The 21,208-nt window shown below is 64.6% G+C and carries 22 protein-coding genes; 3 read left to right on the top strand and 19 right to left on the bottom strand.

The genetic code is table 11. The features are described from left to right. Window positions 1-86: 86 nt before the first annotated feature. From U5A89_RS08425 to U5A89_RS08410, 4 genes are read right to left on the bottom strand one after another with little or no spacing between them, the layout of a single operon-like run. Window positions 87-1,031, bottom strand: coding sequence for an acetyl-CoA carboxylase carboxyltransferase subunit alpha (locus tag U5A89_RS08425; protein WP_338160723.1), 945 nt, complete (start codon window positions 1,029-1,031; stop codon window positions 87-89). Between the two features lie 10 nt (window positions 1,032-1,041). Continuing rightward, window positions 1,042-1,986: a tyrosine recombinase gene (locus U5A89_RS08420; RefSeq protein ID WP_338162982.1), complete on the bottom strand. Its 945-nt coding sequence runs from the start codon at window positions 1,984-1,986 to the stop codon at window positions 1,042-1,044. Window positions 1,987-1,988: 2 nt separating this feature from the next. Beyond that, window positions 1,989-3,806: a hypothetical protein gene (locus U5A89_RS08415; RefSeq protein ID WP_338160722.1), complete on the bottom strand. Its 1,818-nt coding sequence runs from the start codon at window positions 3,804-3,806 to the stop codon at window positions 1,989-1,991. A gap of 5 nt (window positions 3,807-3,811) precedes the next feature. After that, window positions 3,812-4,000, bottom strand: coding sequence for a hypothetical protein (locus U5A89_RS08410; RefSeq protein WP_338160721.1), 189 nt, complete (start codon window positions 3,998-4,000; stop codon window positions 3,812-3,814). Between the two features lie 94 nt (window positions 4,001-4,094). Here U5A89_RS08410 and U5A89_RS08405 point away from each other — a divergent pair, with 94 nt between their 5' ends. Both U5A89_RS08405 and aroB read left to right on the top strand, forming a co-directional pair. Beyond that, complete coding sequence (locus U5A89_RS08405; protein ID WP_338160720.1) at window positions 4,095-4,643, top strand: shikimate kinase; 549 nt, start codon at window positions 4,095-4,097, stop codon at window positions 4,641-4,643. Next, window positions 4,634-5,746 carry a 3-dehydroquinate synthase gene (gene aroB / locus U5A89_RS08400; protein WP_338160719.1) on the top strand — a complete coding sequence of 371 codons (1,113 nt, stop codon included), beginning with the start codon at window positions 4,634-4,636 and terminating at the stop codon, window positions 5,744-5,746. Before U5A89_RS08405 ends, aroB begins: the two co-directional genes overlap by 10 nt. Before the next feature lie 422 nt (window positions 5,747-6,168). Here aroB and rpmE read toward each other — a convergent pair whose 3' ends face one another. The 13 genes from rpmE to rpsB form a co-directional block, all read right to left on the bottom strand. After that, window positions 6,169-6,393 (bottom strand): 50S ribosomal protein L31, encoded by a 225-nt coding sequence (gene rpmE / locus U5A89_RS08395; protein WP_338160718.1) that lies wholly within the window; start codon window positions 6,391-6,393, stop codon window positions 6,169-6,171. Window positions 6,394-6,652: 259 nt separating this feature from the next. Then, a complete protein-coding gene (fabZ, locus tag U5A89_RS08390; protein ID WP_338160717.1) occupies window positions 6,653-7,129 on the bottom strand; it encodes a 3-hydroxyacyl-ACP dehydratase FabZ in 477 nt (158 codons plus the stop codon). Between the two features lie 6 nt (window positions 7,130-7,135). Continuing rightward, entirely contained in the window at window positions 7,136-7,792 is a 657-nt protein-coding gene (locus U5A89_RS08385) for an OmpH/Skp family outer membrane protein (RefSeq protein ID WP_338160716.1), read from the bottom strand. Beyond that, window positions 7,792-10,506: an outer membrane protein assembly factor BamA gene (bamA, locus tag U5A89_RS08380; protein ID WP_338160715.1), complete on the bottom strand. Its 2,715-nt coding sequence runs from the start codon at window positions 10,504-10,506 to the stop codon at window positions 7,792-7,794. The genes U5A89_RS08385 and bamA overlap by 1 nt, the downstream gene beginning before the upstream one ends. A gap of 74 nt (window positions 10,507-10,580) precedes the next feature. After that, the gene (gene rseP, locus U5A89_RS08375) at window positions 10,581-11,714 is read right to left on the bottom strand and encodes an RIP metalloprotease RseP (protein WP_338160714.1); all 1,134 of its coding nucleotides are present in this window, start codon (window positions 11,712-11,714) and stop codon (window positions 10,581-10,583) included. After that, window positions 11,711-12,868 carry a 1-deoxy-D-xylulose-5-phosphate reductoisomerase gene (locus U5A89_RS08370; protein WP_338160713.1) on the bottom strand — a complete coding sequence of 386 codons (1,158 nt, stop codon included), beginning with the start codon at window positions 12,866-12,868 and terminating at the stop codon, window positions 11,711-11,713. Before U5A89_RS08370 ends, rseP begins: the two co-directional genes overlap by 4 nt. Next, the gene (locus U5A89_RS08365; RefSeq protein ID WP_338160712.1) at window positions 12,865-13,644 is read right to left on the bottom strand and encodes a phosphatidate cytidylyltransferase; all 780 of its coding nucleotides are present in this window, start codon (window positions 13,642-13,644) and stop codon (window positions 12,865-12,867) included. The genes U5A89_RS08370 and U5A89_RS08365 overlap by 4 nt, the downstream gene beginning before the upstream one ends. Before the next feature lie 6 nt (window positions 13,645-13,650). Next, window positions 13,651-14,391 (bottom strand): isoprenyl transferase, encoded by a 741-nt coding sequence (locus U5A89_RS08360; protein WP_338160711.1) that lies wholly within the window; start codon window positions 14,389-14,391, stop codon window positions 13,651-13,653. A 43-nt stretch (window positions 14,392-14,434) separates the two neighbouring features. Beyond that, window positions 14,435-14,992 (bottom strand): ribosome recycling factor, encoded by a 558-nt coding sequence (gene frr, locus U5A89_RS08355; protein ID WP_338160710.1) that lies wholly within the window; start codon window positions 14,990-14,992, stop codon window positions 14,435-14,437. A gap of 2 nt (window positions 14,993-14,994) precedes the next feature. After that, window positions 14,995-15,720, bottom strand: a complete 726-nt coding sequence (gene pyrH / locus U5A89_RS08350) for a UMP kinase (protein WP_338160709.1) — start codon at window positions 15,718-15,720, stop codon at window positions 14,995-14,997. Between the two features lie 195 nt (window positions 15,721-15,915). Continuing rightward, entirely contained in the window at window positions 15,916-16,662 is a 747-nt protein-coding gene (locus tag U5A89_RS08345; protein ID WP_338162981.1) for an EF-hand domain-containing protein, read from the bottom strand. Window positions 16,663-16,863: 201 nt separating this feature from the next. After that, the gene (tsf, locus tag U5A89_RS08340) at window positions 16,864-17,790 is read right to left on the bottom strand and encodes a translation elongation factor Ts (protein ID WP_338160708.1); all 927 of its coding nucleotides are present in this window, start codon (window positions 17,788-17,790) and stop codon (window positions 16,864-16,866) included. A gap of 182 nt (window positions 17,791-17,972) precedes the next feature. Next, window positions 17,973-18,731 (bottom strand): 30S ribosomal protein S2, encoded by a 759-nt coding sequence (gene rpsB / locus U5A89_RS08335; protein WP_338160707.1) that lies wholly within the window; start codon window positions 18,729-18,731, stop codon window positions 17,973-17,975. Window positions 18,732-18,986: 255 nt separating this feature from the next. Here rpsB and U5A89_RS08330 point away from each other — a divergent pair, with 255 nt between their 5' ends. Continuing rightward, window positions 18,987-19,217 carry a hypothetical protein gene (locus U5A89_RS08330; RefSeq protein WP_338160706.1) on the top strand — a complete coding sequence of 77 codons (231 nt, stop codon included), beginning with the start codon at window positions 18,987-18,989 and terminating at the stop codon, window positions 19,215-19,217. 245 nt (window positions 19,218-19,462) lie between these two features. Here U5A89_RS08330 and U5A89_RS08325 read toward each other — a convergent pair whose 3' ends face one another. Both U5A89_RS08325 and U5A89_RS08320 read right to left on the bottom strand, forming a co-directional pair. Continuing rightward, window positions 19,463-20,200, bottom strand: coding sequence for a CDP-alcohol phosphatidyltransferase family protein (locus U5A89_RS08325; protein ID WP_338162980.1), 738 nt, complete (start codon window positions 20,198-20,200; stop codon window positions 19,463-19,465). 190 nt (window positions 20,201-20,390) lie between these two features. Next, a complete protein-coding gene (locus tag U5A89_RS08320; protein WP_445190636.1) occupies window positions 20,391-21,131 on the bottom strand; it encodes a phosphatidylserine decarboxylase in 741 nt (246 codons plus the stop codon). Window positions 21,132-21,208: the final 77 nt, after the last annotated feature.

Below are 21,208 nucleotides of genomic sequence, written 5' to 3'. Positions count from 1 at the left end.
CTTTACCGCACTTCCTGTACCCCGGCGCAGGCCGGAGCCCAGTTCAGGTCACGCAATATGCGTCCGGCACTGACCTATCGCTGCGCTTAAGCCCCGATAGCCAGAAACTTGTCCGCCCGGTCCGTCCGCAACGCATCGGCGCCCAGACCATCCAGCGAATCCAGTTCCGCCTCGATCGCCGCGCCCAGATTGGCGATCGCCGTTACCGGATCGCGATGCGCGCCGCCCACAGGCTCCGGCACGATTCGGTCGATCACGCCCAATGCTTTGAGATGCTGCGCCGTCACCTGCATCGCGGTCGCCGCGTCGCTCGCCTTGTCGGCAGTGCGCCACAGGATCGACGCGCAGCCTTCGGGCGAAATCACCGAATAGACCGCATGTTCGAACATCAGCACGCGATTAGCCGCCGCCAGCGCGATCGCCCCGCCGGAGCCACCCTCGCCCACCACGGCGGCCACCATCGGCACGCCCAGTTTCAGGCAGGCTTCGGTCGACCGCGCAATCGCTTCGGCCTGGCCACGCTCCTCCGCCTGCACGCCGGGGAACGCGCCCGACGTATCGACCAGGCTGACGACCGGCAGACCGAACCGGTCGGCCAGTTCCATCAGGCGGATCGCCTTGCGATAGCCTTCGGGCTTGGCCATGCCGAAATTATGGCGCACCCGGCTGGCGGTATCGTCGCCCTTTTCATGGCCGATCACCATGACCTTGCGCTCGCCCAGCGTCGCAAAGCCGCCGATGATCGCCTGATCGTCGGCAAAGGCGCGGTCGCCTGCCAGCGGCATGAAATTGTCGAACATGCCCGCGACATAATCCTTGAAGTGCGGGCGTTCGGCATGCCGCGCCACCTGTGTCTTCTGCCAGGGCGTCAGCTTGCCATAGGTGTCGGACAACAGCTTGGCCGCGCGCTGTTCCAGCGTCGCGATCTCGCCATCGATATTGATGTCCCCCACGCTCGCGGTGGCGCGCAGTTCGACGATGCGCGCTTCCAGTTCCGCGACCGGCTTTTCGAATTCCAGAAAGCTTACCATGGCCCGTGCGTTAAGGCGCTGGCGCGTCGCCGTCAACGCGGGGATGCGCGATCTTGGTCGTGATCTTGGGGTGCATCCCCGCTAGCGGATGGCGGCTGTTGACCAGTTCCACCAGCCGTCGGCTGTCGACATGGGTGTAAATCTGCGTCGTGCCGATATCGGCATGGCCCAGCATCATCTGCAACGCGCGCAAATCCGCCCCGCCCTCCAGCAAATGGGTGGCAAAGGCGTGGCGCAGCACATGCGGACTGACCCGCTCCGGCGCAATGCCGCTGGCCGCCGCCAGCGCCTTGACCAGTTGATAGAGGCGGATGCGGCTCAAATGGCTCTTGCCCGAAGGGAACAGCCAAGGACTGTCGCCTGGGACATGCGGCAGCCAGGCGGCGACCGCCGCCCGCGCCCGATCGGAAATCGGCACCAGCCGCTCGCGCGCGCCCTTGCCCTTCAGGATCAGGAACGGCCGATCGCTCGCCAGCGCCCGGCGCGGCAGCGACATCAATTCGGTCGCCCGCAGCCCGGACCCATAAAGCAACTCGATCAGCGCTGCGAGCCGCAGGTCGGCGGGTGCGGGATGCTCCACATCCAACCGCTCGGCGATCGTCGCAAAGAATCGATCGACCTCCGCCACCGATAATATCTTGGGCAGCGCCCGACGCGTCGCAGGCCGCGGCAACGCGGCGGAGGGATTGTCGGCGCGCAGCCCCTCTTCCTCCAGAAACGCATAGAAGGCGCGCAATGCCGACGCCTTGCGCGCCACGGACGACGCCGCCAGTGCCGCCCAGGCGGTCGCCAGCGTCCCCAGCCCGTCTCGGCTGGCCCCGGCCAACCCGCCCAGCAAATCGCCCGCGCCATTCAGATCGGTGCGATAGGCCAACAGCGTATTGCGCGACGCGCCGCGTTCCGCCGCCATCATTTCCAGGAAGCGATCGATCAGGACGGCATCATCCTGGCCCATCATCAGGTCCGGCTGATCGCCTCGGCCGCGATCATCCGCGCTTCGGGATCAAGGCCTACGCGATGCAGCGCGGCGACGACATGATAGAGGTGACCCGCGGGCAAGCGGCTCCAGTCACTGCCCTGCATCCCCACCGCCGCCAGCAGCGCGACCGTGCCCTTTTCGCCCCGCTGCGCCGCTGCACCGATCGCGCGCGCCCAGCGGCTGTTGGCGTCCAGCGCAAAGCCATTATCTTGCGCCAGCGATGCCGCGTCCCCGGCCGACAGGCGCGACAGGCCCGCCAGCGCCGCAATCAGCATCCGGCCCTTGTCCGCGCCCACGTCGCCGACATAGTCCGACACGCGGCTGCTGCTGATTTCCACCACCGGGCTTGGCGCGCCAACCGCCAGCAAAGCCCAGAATTGCGAAGCGCCCGCCCCGTCCAGCTGCCCAAATGCCCGCGCCCAGCGCGCCGCATTGCGATCATAACCGGCGGTCAACATGGCCGCGACCAGATTGGCCGCATCCTGCGCATCGGCCTGCGCCACCGGCAGCGCGGCAGCGGCCCTCGCCGTCGCGATCAGGCCCAGATAGTCGGGCTTGGCATTGTCCTTCCACCAGTTGCGCATCGCGCCGATCCGGTCGCCCACGGTCGACCCGCTATAGGCCGTGCGCAACGAATTGACCCGGTCGGCCATGTCGGCGGGCGCATCGCCATCGGTGCCGACCTGCCCGTAAAAACCAACCAGCGCGGCGTTGGACAACACGCCCAGCCGCGCCGCAATCTCGACCCCCGGCCGCCGCTTCAACGCGGTCAGCGCGGGCGCGCGCGCTTCCCATGCGCGCACATGCGGCCCGACCGTGCCGTATAGCGTCTCTGGAATCTCGACGTTCAGCGCCGTCGCCAGCCCGAATCGCCAGGCGGTCAGGCGATCGACGCCATCCCATTCGATCTTCACCGACCGGCGCGCATTGAATCCGGTGCCGACCACTTTTTCGGCCAGCCGATAATCGATCCCGCGCACCACGCCCTTGCGCTGCGCCTGGTTGAGCGCGCCGCTGGCCGTGCCCTGATCGCCCGACAGCGCCGGGCAGATCGCCCGCGTCATGTCCCAGCCCGGCTCCTTGCTGAACCGCAGCGCCCCGGCCGAGAGCGGGCACAGCCCCGCCGGATCGGCGGTCGCCAGATAGGTTTGCATCGCGATCGCATAGAGGCGCGGGGAATAGCGGTCGGGATCGACGCTCTGCACCATCAGCCGTGCATTGTCTGCTTCGCCCATGCGCAGCAACAGCCAGGCGCGTTCCGCCGCCCAGTCCGCCCCGTCGATGTCGCGCGGCGTATCCACCGCGCTCAACAGCGCCCGGCGCAACAGGATGGAGGCCCACCGCGACACGATCGGCGCATGCGTTTCGCGCATCAGCGCGGCCAGATATTTGCCCGACTGCCCGCCAAAGGCGTCCGGCTCCATGCCCCGCGTCTGCGGAGTCAGCGGACCGATCCGGTCCAGCGACCGGCGCGCCGTGTCGGGCAGGTCATATTTCGCCTTCTGCGCGGCCAATTCTTCCGGCGTCAGCTGCTCGGCGCCATTGTCCGCCGCCAGCGACAGGTCGGGCGGCGTCGCGGGGTTGAGCGGCTGTACCATCGGCACGGCGGGCGCACCCGGCGTGGATGGCGCGCTGGGCGCAGGCCGTACCGGCGGCGGGGCGGCGGGCGCTTCGGGCGCGTCACCGAAACCGGGCGGCAACAGCGATTCGGGCGCCTGCTGCGCGACGACCGGCAACGCCAGCGCCAGCGCAAAGGTGCCCACCGCCCATTTCGCGTTACCGCGCGGCCAGCGCATCCGCCTTACTGGCCCAGCTTCTCGGCAGGGATGACCTTTTCGACGCGCTGCTGCGGCTGTTCACCACCGCGCGACCAGAAAAAGGCCAACAGGGCGATGACCAGCACAATCAGGACGATGGGGATGATCGGCAGGCTGGAGCCACGACGACGGTTACCGCCCTCGAAACTGCTGAAGTTGCGATTATTCTTCATAGATCCTTGGCTATAACGGGCCGACTGACATGCCGGACGACAAAGAAAGATGCGATTTGCCTCTGTGACGGCTGGCTGTATAGCCCCGCAAGCCATGCAGCGAAACAGCAAAATCCCGGATAGCCAGGCCCGGCGCGGTCCCATCGTTCTGGTGGGGATGATGGGCGTGGGCAAATCCACGGTCGGCCGCCGCCTTGCCGCGCGTCTGGGCCTCCATTTCGTCGACGCCGACGAGGAAATCGAGAAGGCCGCGGGCATGAGCGTGACCGAGATTTTCGAACGCTATGGCGAATCCTATTTCCGCGACGGCGAACGCCGCGTCATAGCCCGGCTGATGGACGGCGCGCCGAAGGTGATCGCGACCGGCGGCGGCGCTTTCATGCAGGATGAAACCCGCCGCCTGATCCTGGAGGCGGCTACTGCCATCTGGCTGGACGCGGATATCGAGATTTTGGTCGATCGCGTTGCCCGCCGCGAAAGCCGCCCGCTGCTCAAGGGCCGCGATCCTCGCGCCGTGCTGACGGAGCTGGCCGCGGTGCGCAATCCCGTTTACGCGCTCGCCCCCATTCATGTGAAGAGCATCGCGGCTCCCCATGAAGTCGCGGTCGAACGCATCATGGAGCAATTGACCGCATGGCATTAGTCCGCGTCGCGCTGGGTGCGCGCAGCTACGACATCCTGATCGAACAGGGCGCGCTCGACCGCGCGGGCGACATCCTGTCCCCCTGCGCGCGCAACGGCCGCATGGTCGTCGTCACCGACGCCAATGTCGCCGCCACGCAACTGCCGCGCCTCGACGCCAGCCTGCGCGCCGCGAACATCGCCGTCGAACCAATCATCCTGCCGCCGGGCGAACAGACGAAAAGCTGGCGTCACCTCGAACAGTTGCTGGACGCGCTGCTCGCCCTGGAAATCGAGCGCGGCGACCATATCGTCGCGCTGGGCGGCGGCGTGATCGGCGATCTGGTCGGCTTTGCCGCCTCGATCCTCAAGCGCGGCTGCCATTTCATCCAGTTGCCCACGACCCTGCTGGCGCAGGTCGATTCCTCGGTCGGCGGCAAGACCGCGATCAATGCCAAGGCGGGCAAGAATCTCATCGGCAGCTTCTACCAACCCGCCCTGGTGCTGATCGACCCCTCGACCCTCGACAGCCTGCCCCCGCGCGAAACCCGCGCTGGCTATGCCGAAGTCGTGAAATACGGCTTGATCGACGACCCGGACTTCTTCGCCTGGTGCGACGCCAATGCGGCCGCGCTGCTAGCCGGCGACCCGGACGCGCGCACCTATGCGATCGAACGCAGCGTGCAGGCGAAGGCCGCCATCGTCGCCGATGACGAACGCGAAACCTCCGGCCGCCGCGCTCTCCTCAACCTCGGCCACACCTTCGGCCATGCGCTGGAGGCCGATACCGGCTTTTCCGACACGCTGCTCCATGGCGAAGGCGTCGCGGCGGGCATGGCCCTCGCCTTCCGCTACTCCGCGCGCCTCGGCCTGTGCGCCGACGAAGACGCCTGCCGCGTGACCGCGCATCTCAAGGCCGTCTGCCTGCCCCACGACCTTGCCACCGCCCATGTCCGCGCGGACGGCGCGGCACTGGTCGGCCATATGCTCCACGACAAGAAGATGGCGGCGGGCACCCTCCCCTTCCTATTGGCCCGCGGCATCGGCCAGACCTTCCTGTCGAAGGACGTGGCGCTGGACGACGTGGCGGCGTTCCTGAACGCGGATCGGGCGGCCGAAGAATAACGCTATCTCATTCCCCTCCCGCAAGCGGGAGGGGTAGCGAGACTTGGGGCTGCGCAGCAGACCCTAGTCGCAGCGGGGTGGGCCTGTGCAACCTCGGGCAAGCCCACCCCCTAACTCCCGTAAACGGGAGGGGGATGTATGAAATGTTCCCGACCGGGACTCACCGCCAATCCCTGCCAAATAATTTCACCCACACCCCCCTTCCGGACACATATCGACATTCCCCTGCATCATCCCGCATCTAAACCCGTCCTTGTCAGCGGCATCCCTACACAGAACCCCCTCTGTCGCCGCTGACTCCTCCCCTGAACCTCGGCCTCCAGCTTTTAGCTGGAGGCCTTTTTTTGTGGCGCCCGCCCATCCGCGCAAGACACAAAAAAGGGCACCCGCAGGCACCCTTTCGTCCAACCTTGAAAGGCCGATTACTTCTTCAGCGTCAGACCGCCGAAACGCTTGTTGAAGCGTGCCACCTGGCCGCCGGTGTCCAGCTGGCGGTTGCCGCCCGTCCAGGCCGGATGCGACTTGGGATCGATGTCGAGCGCCAGCGTGTCGCCTTCCTTGCCCCAGGTCGAACGGGTCTGAAAGGTCGTGCCGTCGGTCATCTGGACGGTGATCATGTGGTAGGCGGGGTGGGTATCGGCCTTCATGGCATATGCTCCGTAAAGTGCCGGTTCCGACCGGCTGTGGATGCGTAAAAAATAGCGAAGGCGCGCCGTTAGCGGGTTCGGCGCGCCTTGGCAAGAAATAAGCGGACATGAAGAGCCAACTCACTCCTCCCCTGGCAGGGGAGGTGGCTGGCCGAAGGCCAGACGGAGGGGTAGGTCGCAGTGTCGATGCGACCAGCGCGACCTACCCCCTGCATCACTTCATGGTCTCCTTCCCTTTACAGGGAAAGAATAAGCTGCCTCAATCCTTGGGCGGATCGCTGATCATCGCGACGAAATGCGCTTCCGCCGCCAGCTTGCCTTCGATCAGCGCCTTGCCGCTGAACTTGCAGACCGCGCCGCGCATTTGCGTCACTTCCACATGTAGGTCGAGCAGGCAGCCCGGCTCCACCGGCGTGCGGAACTTCGCGCCGTCGATACTCATGAAATAAACCAGCTTACCCGAATCGGCCAGATTCATCGAATCCACCGCCAGCACGCCTGCCGCCTGCGCCATCGCTTCCACGATCAACACGCCCGGCATGATCGGCCGGGTCGGGAAATGCCCCTGGAAAAACGGCTCGTTCACCGACACCGCCTTGATCGCATGGATCGACTGGTTGGGCACCAGCGACACCACGCGATCGACCAGCAGCATCGGGTAACGATGCGGCAGCGCGGCCATGACCCGACGGATATCCATCGGGCCACGCGCGGTCGTTTCAACCTCTCCCGTCATTTTTTATCAGCGCGACTTGGGCGCCTGCGCCGGGGTCGCCGGAGCGGGGGCGGCGGCAGGCTGGCCCTGACGGCCACCGGGCTGCCAACCGGCAGGCGGGGTGATCGATACGCTGGGGACCAGGCCGTTCAGTTCGGTGATGACTGCCGGCGTGATGTCCGCGCCCGCGCCGAAGCTTTCGGTCGCGGCCTTCTTGAACACGATTTCCGACTTGGTCTTGGCGGTCGCGGCCTTCAGCGCGTCGTCCAGCTTGGCGACGATCTGTTCCTCGACATAGGCCCGCGCCAGGCTGATCGGCTGGCCCATGCGCTGCAATTCACCCTGCGCATTCTGCTGCGCCTGCTGATATTGCTGATACTGGGTTTCGATCGCCGGGGTCGGCTTGTTGCCTGCCGCCTTCAGCGCGGCCTGCAACGCGTCGCCCTTGGTCTTAAGGTCGGTTTCGATCGCGGTGCGACGCGTGTTGATCGCGTCGATCTGCGGCTTGTAGGTGGTCTGCATCTGCGTGATCGCGGTGGTGAAGGCCGTGCTCTTGGCGACGGCTTCCTCCAGGTCGACGACGGCGATGCCCGACTTGGTCTGGGCGACAGCCGGAACGGCGGTCAGCGCGATAGCGGTCATGGGCGCGAACGCCAGCGCCGCGGCCTTGAAAATGGTCTTCATCAGAATTGAGTCCCTACGTTGAAGGTAATGAGCTTGTTGTCGTCCCCTGGTTCTTTCAACAGAGCCTTGGCGATGTCGATCCGGAACGGGCCGAACGGCGAGTTCCAGTTGACGCCAAAGCCCACCGACAGACGCGGCTTGAGCGTGTCGCCGAGATATTGTTCCACAAAGCCGCTGGACACGGCAAAATCGCTCGCCGCGACATAATTTGCCGGGCAAACAGGACTGGCGGCTGTGCCGGTCGCCCTGATCGTCGTCAGGCCGGTTGCCGAACAATAGCCGGCAAACTGGCCGTTGCCGTTGATAAGGCCTGGGTTCTTCAAACCAGCCACGGCACCCGCATCCATGAAGATCGACGGACGCAGGCCCATCTCACGTGCTCCCGAACCCAGCGGAATCTCGATTTCGGCACGAGTCAGATAGTAGATCTTTCCGCCCAGAGCGTCATCCGACCTGTTATTATTGCCTGTAGTTTCGGTGCCGGTCACTACGCCGTTGGTCACCGTCGTGCTGTAATAGCGACGAACGACGCGTGGACCAACGCCGCGAATATCGAAGCCGCGGAACTGCGGTTCGCCCAGGAAAAAGCGATCGGTCAAACGAACGGCATCGACTTCCGCACCGGTGGAATCCCGGCGCGTGCCTTCCAGGCTGTGGATATAGCCGCCCTCACCCGACAGGGAGAAGATGAAGCCACCGCCCAGCGACACGAATTTCGACGCCTTCAAAACGGTGCGGACATATTTCACGTCGCCGCCAAGGCCAGCGAAATCCTGGCTCAGCGTGACATTCTGGCCGCGCGTCGGACGGATGCGATTATTGCGCGTGTCGTAGATCAGCGAATAGCCGACCGACGATGTCGTCCGCTTGCCGATCGCATCGCAAAGATACCGCCCCGACCGCAACGGATCGCACGTATCATCCGCGCTATTGCCCAAGATGCCGTCATTGTTGCTATCGGTATAATAGGTGCCCTTGTCGAGCGTCACATCGTCGAAGTTGAGACTGTAGCGCAACGCCAGCGACATATATTCCGTGATCGGCACGCCCGCCCGGATCTGGAAGCCGGTCGTCGTCTGCTCGTAGGTCGTGTTACGATCATTATTGTTGAGATACTGGAAGCTGTTGAGATCGCGGCGATAGATGTCGCCGCCCAGCGCGATATTCTTGTCCATGAAATAGGGTTCGGTGAACCCGACCTCGACCGACTTGGAATAGGCCGAATAATTGACCGACGTGCGCAGTTCCTGGCCCTTGCCGCGGAAGTTGCGCTGCGTGATCGACGCCGACACGATGAAGCGTTCCAGCGACGAGAAACCGGCCGACAGCGACAATTCGCCGGTCGACTTTTCCTGCACATTGGTTTCCAGCACGATGCGGTCGGGCGCGGAACCCGGCTTCTGCTCGACGTCCAGCTTTTCCTGGAAGAAGCCCAGCGAATTGATCCGGTCCTTCGACCGCTTGACCTGGAAGCTGTTGAACGCATCGCCTTCGGCCAGGCGGAACTCCCGGCGGATGACCTTGTCCTGCGTCAGCGTATTGCCGTTGATGTCGACCCGCTCGACATAGACGCGCGGCGCGTTGGCGATGCGGAAATTAATCCCCATCGTCAGCGTTTCCTTGTCGCGGTTGAAGTCCGGCGACACGTCGGCAAAGGCATAGCCGAACAGGCCAGCCGTCTCGCTCAGCGTATCGACCGTGTCCTCGACCTGCTTGGCGTTGTACCAGTCGCCCTTCTTCATCGGCAGGCGCTTGGTCAGCGATTCGCCTGACAGGTCGCGAATGTCGGATTCGACCTTCACATCGCCAAACTTATAGCGATCGCCTTCCTCCACCACATAGGTGATGATGAAGTCCTGCTTGTCCGGCGTCAGTTCGGCCACCGCGGAAATCACGCGGAAATCGGCATAGCCTTCGGTCAGGTAGAATTGGCGCAGCTTCTGCTGGTCATAGGCCAGGCGATCGGGATCATAGCTGGTGCCCGACGAAAAAACGCGGAACCAGCGCGACTGCTTGGTCACCATCTGGCTGCGCAGTTCGCCGTCCTTGAACTTGTCGTTGCCGATGATGTTGATCTGGCGGACCTTCGACTTTGGCCCTTCCGAAATCTCGAACACGATGTCGACGCGGTTCTGGTCCAGCTGGACCATCTTCGGCTCGATCGTCGCGGCAAAGCGGCCCTGGCGGCGATAGAGTTCCACGATCCGGGCGACATCGGCGCGCACCTTCGACCGGGTATAAATCTGGCGCGGGGCCAATTTGATTTCCGGCCGGATCTTGTCTTCCTTCAGGCGCTTATTACCTTCCAGGACGATACGGTTGATGACCGGGTTTTCCTTCACCTCGACGGTGAGGGCGCCATTGTCGTTGCGGATCTGGACGTCGGCGAACAGCTCCGTCTCGTACAGGTCGCGCAGCCCTTGATCCAGGCTTTCCTGGCTGAAGGGCTGGCCGATGCGCAGCTTGGTGTAGGACAGGATGGTGTCCGGCTCCAGGCGCTGCGTCCCCACGACCGTGATCGCGCGGATCGTGCCGATGTTCGTTCCCGCGGACACACCGGGCGCAGCCAGCGGCGCGGCGGGCGGGGTCGCAGCGGCCGGTGCCTGCTGCGCCATCGCCGGGACGGCCGAAAGGCCCGCGATCATCGTGGTCGCCAGCAAGGCTCCCACGATCGGGCGCTGCCTGTTGCTGCTCTTTATCGCTGTCACCCGCATCACCTCAAAAACTCAGATACATTGTTTCCGCCGACACAGACGACGCCAAACCGGGCTTCCCTGCCCGAAGCGCGTCAACCGATCAAGCCGGACAGGCTCTTCCACAGACCGAAAGACGATAAATCGTTGAAAGTCACCAGCAGCATCATCGCCATCAGCACCGCCAGCCCCGAACGATAGGCCCATTCCTGCGCCTGCGCACTGACCGGTCGCCGCTGTACCGCCTCTATCCCGTAAAAAAGCAGATGCCCGCCATCCAGCATGGGAATTGGCAAGAGGTTGATGAACCCCAAATTAATCGAGATGAGCGCGGCGAAGAAGATGAAACTTTCGATGCCCAGCGTCGCCGCCTGGCCCGAAACCTGCGCGATCTTGAGTGGCCCGCCCAGTTCCTTGACCGACCGACCGCCGCTGACGATCTGCCCCATCGTTTCGACCATCGTCCGCACGATCTGCCCGACCCGCTCGACCGCGACGACCGGCGCGCGCAGCAGGCTCACCGGCTCCACCACCGGATCGCCGGGGGCCAGGCCCAGGCGACCGACCTGGAACTTGTTGCCGAACCCGTCATCCTCGGTGACGCTGCCGATCTTCCCGTCCCGCGCGAAGGTCTTGCCATCGCGCTCGATCACCATCGCCACCGCTTCGCCGGGACGAATCTGCGCATAGAGGCGGATGTCGTCGAACGTCGCCATCTCGCGCCCGCCCAGCGACACGATCCGGTCGCCCGCGACCAAACCCGCCGCCGCCGCCGCGCTGGCCGGCTGCACCATTCCAGCCACCGCGGGCGTACGGCTTTCGCCATGCACGAAGGCGAAGGTCGCCAGGATCAGGATCGCGAACAGGAAATTGATCGCCGGCCCCGCCGCCACGATCGCGGCCCGCTGCCACAACGGCTTGGCGGGAAAACTCTCCGCCCGGTCCTTCGCCGACATTTCCAGCCAGGCCGGATCGGTCATGCTCGCTGCGTTCATGTCGCCCTTGAAGCGGACATAGCCACCCAGCGGCAGCGCTGCGACGCGCCAGCGGGTGCCGCGCTTGTCGACCCAGGCGAACAGTTCCGGCCCGAAGCCGATGGAGAAAGCCTCCGCCTTCACCCCGCACCAGCGCCCGACCAGATAATGGCCCAGCTCATGCACGAAGACGAGCGGCCCGATGACCGCCACAAAGGCGAGCGCGGTCAACAGGAAACCGGGATTGTGGATCAAGCCGTCATTCTTTCCATCACTTGGCCCGCCTCCATGCGCGCCCGGCCATCAGCCGCCAGCACATCATCGATAACGCAGGGCGTCGCCGCGCTATAACAATTCAACACATCCTCCACAATCATGGCGATATCAAGGAAGCCGATCCGTCCCGCCAGGAAAGCCGCGACCGCCACTTCGTTGGCGGCATTCAGGATCGCAGGCGTCGCCCCGCCCGCTTCCGCCGCCGCCCGCGCCAGGCGCAGCGCAGGAAAGCGTTCCGTATCAGGGGCTTCGAAATCGAGCCTGCCAATGCGTGCTAGGTCCAGCGGCTGGCACGGCGTCGCCATACGCTGCGGCCAGGCCAGCGCATGGGCGATCGGAATGCGCATATCGGGCGATCCCAACTGCGCCAGCGTGGACCGGTCGCGATATTCCACCATCGAGTGAATCACCGACTGCGGATGGACCAGTATCTCGATCCGGTCGAGGCCCACCGGAAACAGGTGCGCCGCCTCGATCAGTTCCAGCCCCTTGTTCATCATCGTCGCGCTATCGACGCTGATCTTCGCGCCCATCGACCAGTTGGGGTGCGCCACCGCCTGCGCCACGGTGATATCCGCCATCTCAGCGCGGCTGCGCGTGCGAAACGGCCCGCCGCTCGCGGTCAGGGTAATCCTTGCGACATCCTCTAAGCTACTACCCGCAAGGCACTGGAAAATCGCATTATGCTCGCTATCGACCGGCAGCAGTGTCGCGCCCGACGCGGTCGCCGCCTGCATCATCAGCCCGCCCGCCGACACCAGCGACTCCTTGTTCGCTAGCGCCACCGTCCGCCCGGTCTTCAACGCCGCCATGGTCGGCCGCAACCCGGCGCAGCCCACGATCGACGCCATCGTCCAGTCCGCGTCCATCGCCGCCGCCTCGACCAGCGCCTCTTCGCCCGCCGCCGCTTCCACGCCGGACCCGGCCAACGCGTCCTTCAAAGCGCCATAAAGCCGCTCTTGCCCGATCACCGCGACCTGCGCGCCCGTCTCGCGCGCCAGGGCCGCCAAACTGTCCACATCGCTGTTCGCGGTCAGCGCCACTACGCCATAGGCATCGCGCTCGCGCCGGATCAGGTCCAGCGTCGACAGGCCCACCGATCCGGTCGCGCCAAAGATCGAAACCCGCTTCATCCGCCCTGCCCCAGCATCAGATAGAGCAACGCCGCCAGCGGCGCGGCGGTCGCCACCCCATCCAGACGGTCCATCACCCCGCCATGGCCGGGCAGCAGCGTGCCGCTATCCTTCACCCCCGCCCGGCGCTTCATATGGCTTTCCAGCAAATCGCCCAGTTGCGCCGCCACCGCCAACACGCCGCTCGCCGCCGCCAGCTGGATCGGCAGCCCGCCGAAACGATGCAGCAGGAACCCCAGGATCAGCGCCGCCATCACGCCGCCTGCCAACCCCGCCCAGGTCTTGGACGGACTGATCCGTGGCGCCAGCTTCGGTCCGCCGATGGAACGCCCCGCAAAATAGGCGCCGATATCCGTCGCCCACACCAGCCCCAGCGCCCACAAAGCCAGCAACAGCCCGAACGCATAGGGCGCCTGCCCCCGCAGGAACATCAGCGCCACGATCGGCAGGCAGATATAGGGAATGCCCAGCGCCAGATTCATATTGCGGCTGGTGAACAGCACGAAGAAAAACGCCGCCGCCGCCGCGATCAGCACCGGCCAGTCGATCCCCGCCGCCAGCGGGCACAGCAGCGCCAGCGGGATCGACACGGCGAACATCGCCGCCTTGCGCTGCTCGCGCGTCGCCCCGGTCAGGTCGCCCCACTCGCCCTGCATCAACACGCCTGCCACCACCAGCAGCATCCAGAATATAAAGCCGCCCGCCAGCAACGCGCCCAGCGCCACCGCGATCAGCGCCATGCCCACGACGCTGCGGGTCCGCAATTCGCTCGTCATGTCAGATCACACCCCGCCGAACCGGCGGTCCCTCAAGCGAAAGGCGTCCAGCGCCCCGGCCAGTGCCCGGCCATCGAAATCGGGCCACAGCATGTCGGTAAAATAGAGTTCGGCATAGGCCGCCTGCCACAGCATGAAATTGCTCAGCCTTTGCTCGCCCGACGTGCGGATCATCAGGTCCAGCGGCGGCAGGTCGGCGGTATAAAGCGCGCCGTCGATATCCGCCGCGCCGATCGCCTCGGCCGCGATCTCGCCCGTGGCGGCCCGCGCGGCCAGCACCTGCACTGCGCGCACCATTTCGTCCTGCGCGCCATAGTTGAGTGCGATCGCGACGATCGGCCCGCCATTGCCCGCCGTTCGCGCCACCGCCGCGTCGATCAGCGTCACCAAAGACGCATCGAGCGCGCGATAATTGCCGATTACCCGCAATCGTACGCCATTGGCGTGCATCTCATCGATATCGGACTGGATGAAATGGCGCAGCAACCCCATCAGGTCGGCGACTTCGCTCGCCGGCCGCTTCCAGTTTTCCGATGAAAAGGCATAGAGCGTCAGGCATTCCAGCCCCAGCTCCTGCGCCGCACGCGCCACCTTGCGCACCGCTTCCACGCCCGCGCGGTGCCCCGCGATACGCGGCAGCAGCCGCTTCTTGGCCCAGCGGCCATTGCCGTCCATGATTATGGCGACATGACGCGCGCCATGGGCGGACGCAACGCTGGTCAGATCGGGCTTGGCTTGTGTGGCCATCAGAAAGACATGCGTGCTTTGGCCGCGAAAGGAAAGCCCCGGCTTACTGGCCGAGGATTTCCTTTTCCTTCGACGTCGCCAGCGCGTCGATGTCCGAAATCGTGCTGTCGGTCATCTTCTGCACTTCGGTTTCCAGGCGCTTGCGCTCGTCCTCGCTGATTTCGCCCTTCTTCTCGTCGGCCTTCAGGCTGTCCATGCCATCGCGGCGGACGTTGCGCACCGCGATGCGCGCGCCTTCGGCATATTTGCTGGCAAGCTTCGCCAGTTCCTTGCGGCGGTCTTCCGTCAAATCGGGGATAGGCAGGCGCAGCGTCTGCCCGTCGACGATGGGATTGAGGCCCAGGCCCGCCGACCGGATCGCCTTGTCGCACGGCCCTACATTGCTCTTGTCCCACACCTGCACCGACAACATGCGCGGTTCGGGCGCCGACACGGTCGCCACCTGGTTGAGCGGCATGTTGGAGCCATAGACGGTGACCATCACCGGATCGAGCAACTGCACATTGGCGCGCCCGGTGCGCAGGCCGGTCAGGTCGCCGCGCAGCGCTTCGATCGCGCCGGCCATGCGGCGTTCAAGGTCGGACTTGTCATATTGGGCCATGTTTAACGCTCCTGATTCTGGACGATCGTCGCGACACCCTGTCCGGCCAGCACGGTGGCCAGATTACCGGTTTCACGGATGTTGAACACGACGATGGGAATATTATTTTCGCGGCACAGGGCAATGGCGCTGGCGTCCATCACCTTGAGGTTATCGTTCAGCACCTGGTCGAAGCTGATCTCGTCATAACGGACCGCATCCTCGACCTTTTTGGGATCGGCATTATACACGCCATCGACGCTGGTGCCCTTAAACAGCGCGTCGCAATTCATTTCGGCCGCGCGCAGCGCTGCGGTCGTGTCGGTGGTGAAATAGGGACTGCCGGTGCCCGCGGCAAAGATAACGATCCGGCCCTTCTCCATATGCCGCTCGGCCTTGCGGCGGATATAGGGTTCGCACACCGACGCCATCGGGATCGCCGACTGCACGCGCGTGTCGTAGCCCAGCTTTTCAAGCCCATTCTGCACGGCCAGTGCGTTCATCACGGTCGCCAGCATCCCCATATAGTCGGCGCTCGCCCGGTCGAAACCCGCCGCCGCGCCCGCCAGGCCACGGAAGATATTGCCCCCGCCCACGACGACGCAGATTTCGAAGCCCGCATCCTTGGCCGCGGCGATCTCGCCCGCGACACGCGCAACGGTTTCCGGCTCGATGCCGAACTGCCCCTGCCCCATCAGCACTTCGCCGGACAATTTCAACAGGATGCGCTTGAAGGCGGGCCGGGTCATGCGGGGCAAGAATCCTTGTGATGGGCAGGGAAAGCGGCGCGGACATTAGGGGCGCGCGGCCCCGATGTGAAGGGGCGTTTGTCGCCAAATGCAACACTATCCCGCCCGACGGCCATCCCCGCGCCGATTTACCACGCCGCAACGCCCCTGCCATCCGCTTTCCGACAGCGCCGCTTAAGCGCCGCCATCACCCCATCAGCAGGCTTGGCCTACGGGACAAGGCAGCCGTGGACCACCCATCGGCCCCGGCCCGCGACCACGGGGCGGACGCAATTCGTCCATGGTTAGCCAGCCGTCATGATTGGCGTCCGCCGCGTCGAACCGCTTGCCTTCATAGGCCAGCAGTTCGTCCAGCGACAGCCCGGCATCATAATTGGCATTGGCCTGCGTGATCACCGCCACGCTCAGCGGCTCGATCAGCATCGCCAGCCCTGCCTCCCCGGGATCGTCGCCCACATCCGGCATGATCACTTCGGCAATGGGTCCATTGCGATCGCCCAGCGCCGCGCCGTCGGACGAAGCGAGCGACCCCATCTGCATCTGCCAGGCGCTGAATTCGTCCAAGCCGATCGCGCCATTGTGGTTCGCGTCGATCTTCTCGAACCGCGCCCGGATGATCGCCCCGCGCCGCGCTTCGAACAGCGCGCGCAGTTCGTCGATCGTCACCATCCCGTCGCGATTGCCATCGGCTTGGCGGAACATGCCGGTCACCAGCTTGTCGAACTGCTCGCGCTTGATCGGCTTGGGCGGCCGTGGCGGACGCGGACCGTCCATACCGGGCGGCGGTCCGCCGCCGCCGCCGGGCCTGCCCCCGCCGCCCTGCATACCGCCGCCCTGCATACCGCCGCCGCCCATGCCGCCGCTGCCCATGCCACCCATGTCGCCGCCGCCCATCCCACCCTGCGCCAGCAAGGGCGCCGAACAGACCAGAAGAACAGACACCAACCCCAGAGAAACCCTACGAACCGCCATTCCACCCCCCGCATCATCAAGGAAACACGCATAATCGACCACAGACGCCGCCACGCGCGCGATCCAGTATGGCTGCCGCATGATCGGCAAGATGCAACGGTGCGCAAACACGAAAAAGGGGGAGCGCCCTTGCGAGCGCTCCCCCTTTAAGGAACCTTCAGGCTGAAGCGATCAGACGCCGGCGGCGGCCGCGACTTCCGCCGCGAAGTCGCTGACTTCCTTCTCGATGCCTTCGCCCAGCTGGAAGCGAACATAGGACTTCAGCGTGATCGACTTGCCCGCGTCCTTTGCCGCCTTGGCGACGACGTCGGCGACCGGGGTCTTGTTGTCCATCACGAACAGCTGCGACAGCAGCGCCTGCTCCTTGGCGAACTTTGCGACCGCGCCGTCGACCATCTTGGCGACGATTTCGGCAGGCTTACCCAATTCGGCGGCCTTTTCAGCGGCGATCGCGCGCTCACGCTCCAGCAGCGCGGGATCGATGTCGTCGGCAGACAGGGCCAGCGGGAAAGCCGCCGCGATGTGCATCGCCAGCTGCTTGCCCAGCGGCTCCAGCACGTCGGCAGGCGCATCGCCTTCCAGCGCGACGAGAACGCCGATCTTGCCCAGGCCCGGTGCGGCGGCATTGTGGACGTAGGGAACGACGACGCCCTGGCTCACTTCGACCTGCGCCACGCGGCGGACATTCTGGTTCTCGCCGATGGTGGCGATGTTGGCGACCAGCTTTTCAGCGACGGTGCCGCCGGCCGGATAGGCCGCAGCGGTCAGCGCTTCGGCATCAGCTGCGCCGGTGTCCAGCGCAATGGCCGACACGGTGCGCACGAAGTCCTGGAACTGCTCGTTCTTCGCAACGAAGTCGGTTTCGCTGTTCACTTCGACGGCGACGCCCTTGGTCCCGGCGACGGCCACGCCGACCAGGCCTTCGGCAGCGGTACGGCTCGACTTCTTCTGCGCGGCGGCCAGACCCTTGGCGCGCAGCCAGTCGGTTGCCGCTTCGATGTCGCCGTTGGATTCGGTCAGCGCCTTCTTGCAGTCCATCATGCCCGCGCCCGAACGGTCGCGCAGTTCCTTGACAGCGGCAGCGGTAATCTCGGCCATGTTTCGGCTCCTAAATTCTGGGGGTTTGAATATGCGGGAGGGCGCGTCCCTAAAGAGCGCGCCCTACACCGTTAAAATTGCAGTTCGGGGTCTAACCAACACCGTTCGGGCTGAGCTTGTCGAAGCCCTCCCCTGAGCGAAGCGAAGGGGCTTCGCGCAGGGCAAACGGATCAGGCAGCCTCTTACGCTTCGGCAGCGATCTCTTCAGCCTGCGGCTCGTCCAGCGCGCCCAGGTCGACGCCCGACGCCTGCTGCGCACCACGGTTGCCCTTGGTGGCGGCGGCGGCGATCGCGTCGCAATAGAGGCGGATGGCGCGGCTGGCGTCATCGTTCGCAGGCACCGGGAAGGCGATGCCGTCCGGCGACACGTTCGAATTGAGGATCGCGACGACCGGGATGCCCAGCGTATTGGCTTCCTTGATCGCCAGCTCTTCCTTGTTGGCGTCGATCACGAACATGACATCGGGGATGCCGTTCATGTCGCGGATGCCGCCCAGCGATGCTTCCAGCTTCTCGCGCTCGCGCGTCATCTGGAGCACTTCCTTCTTGGTGAAGCCGTGGGTGTCGCCCGACAGCTTTTCCTCAAGGGTCTTCAGGCGCTTGATCGAACCCGAAATCGTCTTCCAGTTGGTGAGCATGCCGCCCAGCCAGCGATGGTTGACGAAATGCTGGCCCGACTGGCGCGCGGCATCCGCGATCGGATCCTGCGCTTGGCGCTTGGTGCCAACGAACAGCACCTTGCCACCGGCGGCGACGGTCGACGACACGAAGTCGAGCGCGCGGCCGAACAGGGGCACGGTCTGCGACAGGTCAAGGATGTGGATGCCGTTGCGCTCGCCGAAGATATACGGCTTCATGCGCGGATTCCAACGGTGGGTCTGGTGGCCGAAATGGGCGCCAGCCTCGATCAATTGGTGCATGGTGACGACAGGTGCCGCCATAATAGTTCTCCTTCCGGTTTGACCTCTGGGAATCAGGAACACGAAAAACAGCCTGAAAGGCGTTTCCGGCACCGGATATGTCGATTCCCATGTGGAATGGTCGCGCCTTTAGACGCGGAAAAAATCAATTGCAAGGCTTGACGACGTTCCCAAAAGAGAACATAAAGGGAACAGACGGAACAAATACGGTTAACGGCCGTTTACACCGTCATAATGAGACATGCCGTGCAAATGGCAAGATGGAAAGTGATCACGATGTTCACTATAATTGCAGCGACCCTGTTTTCCGCCGCCTTCCTTCTGGCCATGGGCACCATCGTCTGGATGTTCGCACTCTATCATGACAAGATGGTGGCCGCGCTCCAGTTCGAACCTATCCCGCAGCACCCGCCGGTCTATAACCTACGCATCCGCCGCCTCCGCGCGCCGCAGTCCGCGCCCCGCCGGGTGGAATTGCCCCGTTCAGGCACAGCACTCGCCGCCTGAGCGGGCCTGACGGTCCTAAGCTATCTTCGGGAGCGGCCCTACGTTCCGTTCGCTTCGAGCGTAGTCGAGAAGCATAAAGCGCAACGCCTGCATTTTTGACGCGAGCGCACTAGCGATCAAATCGCCATGATAGGCAGCCAGCGGACACACTTTCTGAACGCCCTTGGTCAAACTCTCCCCATATCCGTTCGGGCTGAGCCTGTCGAAGCCCCCTCCTTCTACAGAGGCAAACGCGCCGCGCCGTCTCAAACCACAGGCGGCACAACCTTTGCACTCTCCCGATGCCGCCGGACCTTCGCGTAAGACATGACCCCGAACGGGATCAGCGCGATATAAATGGCGCAGATCAACAGCAGCGTCAGCCAGGGATCGGTCACCAGCAACGCCGCCAGCAACCCGGCAAAGGCGATCGCCTCCAACCGAATGCGCTTGCGCAGCCGCAACGCCGACCAGGTATAGGTGGCGATGTTGGAGATCATCAGGAATGCGATAAAGGCGGTCCAGGGCGCAACCACATACCAGGCGCGAAAGATATCCTCACCAGTCACAAGCCACAGATAAAGCGGCACGAACGCCAGCCCCGCCCCGGCAGGTGCAGGCACGCCCGTCAGGAACCCGGCCGACTTGTGCGGCTGCTCGTCCGCATCGATCGCCGCGTTGAACCGCGCCAGCCGCAAAGCGCAGGACAGGGCATGGGCAAGCGCGAAAATCCAGCCGAATTTCGGCATGGCGTACAGCGACCAGAGATAAAGGATCAGCGCGGGCGCGACGCCGAACGCGATCGAATTGGACAGCGAATCCAGTTCTGCCCCAAACCGGCTCTCACCACGCAGCAACCGGGCGATCCGCCCGTCCAGCCCGTCCAGCACGCCGGCAAACAGGATGGACAGCACCGCCCGCTCCCATTCCCCCGAAATACCGTAACGCACCCCGGTCAAACCAAAGCACAGCGCCATCGCCGTCACCGCATTGGGTGCCAGCATTCGCAAGGTGATCCCCCGCCGCAACCCCCGCGGCACCGCACGCCGCTGACGGCTCATGTGCGCACCGCCATCAAAGGCCGTTCTCCGGCGAAGGCCGGAGTCCAGTCCCCCGCTCGCGCTGTAAAGCTGCGACAGAACTGGATTCCGGCCTCCGCCGGAAAACACCATTGCTCTTGAAGGCGCGTCTTGATCACTGGTGAATACCCGCAACAACCCGCGCATCACCCATCTGGCCCAATATCGTCTCGCCCGCGACCGTACGCTGGCCCAGCACCACCCGCGGCGCCGTGCCCGCAGGCAGATACACGTCCACCCGACTGCCGAACCGGATCAGCCCGATGCGCTGCCCCGCCGCGACCATGTCGCCCGGCTTCACGAACGGCACGATCCGCCGCGCGACCAGCCCCGCAATCTGCGTAAAGCCGATGCGCACGCCGTCATGGCGCTCGACCAAGATATGCTGGCGCTCATTATCTTCGCTCGCCTTGTCCAAGTCCGCGTTCAGGAACTTGCCCGAAATATAGACGACCGACTTGATCGTCCCGCCGATCGGCGTGCGATTGATATGCACGTCGAACACGCTCATGAAGATCGACACACGGATCAGCGGCTGGTCGCCCAGCCCGTTCACGCCCGCCATCTCGCGCGGCGGCGGCACGCGCTGGATCAGCGTCACCAGGCCATCAGCCGGCGCGACGATCGCCGCCTCGTCCTGCGGCACGGCGCGCACCGGATCGCGGAAGAAGGCAAAGACCCAGATCGTCACCATCAGCATCAGCCAGCCGACGATCTCCCATCCCAACAGGAACAGGACGGCGGTGATCGCGACCGCGATCAGGCCGAATTTCATCCCCTCCGGATGGACCGAAGGAAAGCGCCATTTGACATTGCCGCCTGCGGCAATCGGGATCTCTTCATTGTTCATGGTCATCGTCTTTAGGGAGAGACTTCTACCCTGACAACGACCGATCCCGGTCAAGGCTCCATGCATGGCAGATAACTGCCCTT

Origin of the sequence: Sphingobium sp. HWE2-09, from assembly GCF_035989265.1 — a bacterium.
GTDB lineage: Bacteria > Pseudomonadota > Alphaproteobacteria > Sphingomonadales > Sphingomonadaceae > Sphingobium.
This window is presented reverse-complemented; position numbering and strand designations above follow the sequence as displayed.

Bases quoted from the DNA above. Each gene is read 5' to 3' on its own strand.
- rpmE (WP_338160718.1), bottom strand. From the start codon at position 6,393: ATGAAGGCCGATACCCACCCCGCCTACCACATGATCACCGTCCAGATG.
- fabZ (WP_338160717.1), bottom strand. From the start codon at position 7,129: ATGACGGGAGAGGTTGAAACGACCGCGCGTGGCCCGATGGATATCCGT.
- bamA (WP_338160715.1), bottom strand. From the start codon at position 10,506: ATGCGGGTGACAGCGATAAAGAGCAGCAACAGGCAGCGCCCGATCGTG.
- U5A89_RS08385 (WP_338160716.1), bottom strand. From the start codon at position 7,792: ATGAAGACCATTTTCAAGGCCGCGGCGCTGGCGTTCGCGCCCATGACC.
- U5A89_RS08320 (WP_445190636.1), bottom strand. From the start codon at position 21,131: ATGACCATGAACAATGAAGAGATCCCGATTGCCGCAGGCGGCAATGTC.
- U5A89_RS08360 (WP_338160711.1), bottom strand. From the start codon at position 14,391: ATGGCCACACAAGCCAAGCCCGATCTGACCAGCGTTGCGTCCGCCCAT.
- U5A89_RS08325 (WP_338162980.1), bottom strand. From the start codon at position 20,200: ATGCTGGCACCCAATGCGGTGACGGCGATGGCGCTGTGCTTTGGTTTG.
- tsf (WP_338160708.1), bottom strand. From the start codon at position 17,790: ATGGCCGAGATTACCGCTGCCGCTGTCAAGGAACTGCGCGACCGTTCG.
- frr (WP_338160710.1), bottom strand. From the start codon at position 14,992: ATGGCCCAATATGACAAGTCCGACCTTGAACGCCGCATGGCCGGCGCG.
- U5A89_RS08365 (WP_338160712.1), bottom strand. From the start codon at position 13,644: ATGACGAGCGAATTGCGGACCCGCAGCGTCGTGGGCATGGCGCTGATC.
- U5A89_RS08330 (WP_338160706.1), top strand. From the start codon at position 18,987: ATGTTCACTATAATTGCAGCGACCCTGTTTTCCGCCGCCTTCCTTCTG.
- U5A89_RS08415 (WP_338160722.1), bottom strand. From the start codon at position 3,806: ATGCGCTGGCCGCGCGGTAACGCGAAATGGGCGGTGGGCACCTTTGCG.
- rpsB (WP_338160707.1), bottom strand. From the start codon at position 18,731: ATGGCGGCACCTGTCGTCACCATGCACCAATTGATCGAGGCTGGCGCC.
- U5A89_RS08410 (WP_338160721.1), bottom strand. From the start codon at position 4,000: ATGAAGAATAATCGCAACTTCAGCAGTTTCGAGGGCGGTAACCGTCGT.
- pyrH (WP_338160709.1), bottom strand. From the start codon at position 15,720: ATGACCCGGCCCGCCTTCAAGCGCATCCTGTTGAAATTGTCCGGCGAA.
- U5A89_RS08420 (WP_338162982.1), bottom strand. From the start codon at position 1,986: ATGGGCCAGGATGATGCCGTCCTGATCGATCGCTTCCTGGAAATGATG.
- U5A89_RS08405 (WP_338160720.1), top strand. From the start codon at position 4,095: ATGCAGCGAAACAGCAAAATCCCGGATAGCCAGGCCCGGCGCGGTCCC.
- U5A89_RS08370 (WP_338160713.1), bottom strand. From the start codon at position 12,868: ATGAAGCGGGTTTCGATCTTTGGCGCGACCGGATCGGTGGGCCTGTCG.
- U5A89_RS08425 (WP_338160723.1), bottom strand. From the start codon at position 1,031: ATGGTAAGCTTTCTGGAATTCGAAAAGCCGGTCGCGGAACTGGAAGCG.
- aroB (WP_338160719.1), top strand. From the start codon at position 4,634: ATGGCATTAGTCCGCGTCGCGCTGGGTGCGCGCAGCTACGACATCCTG.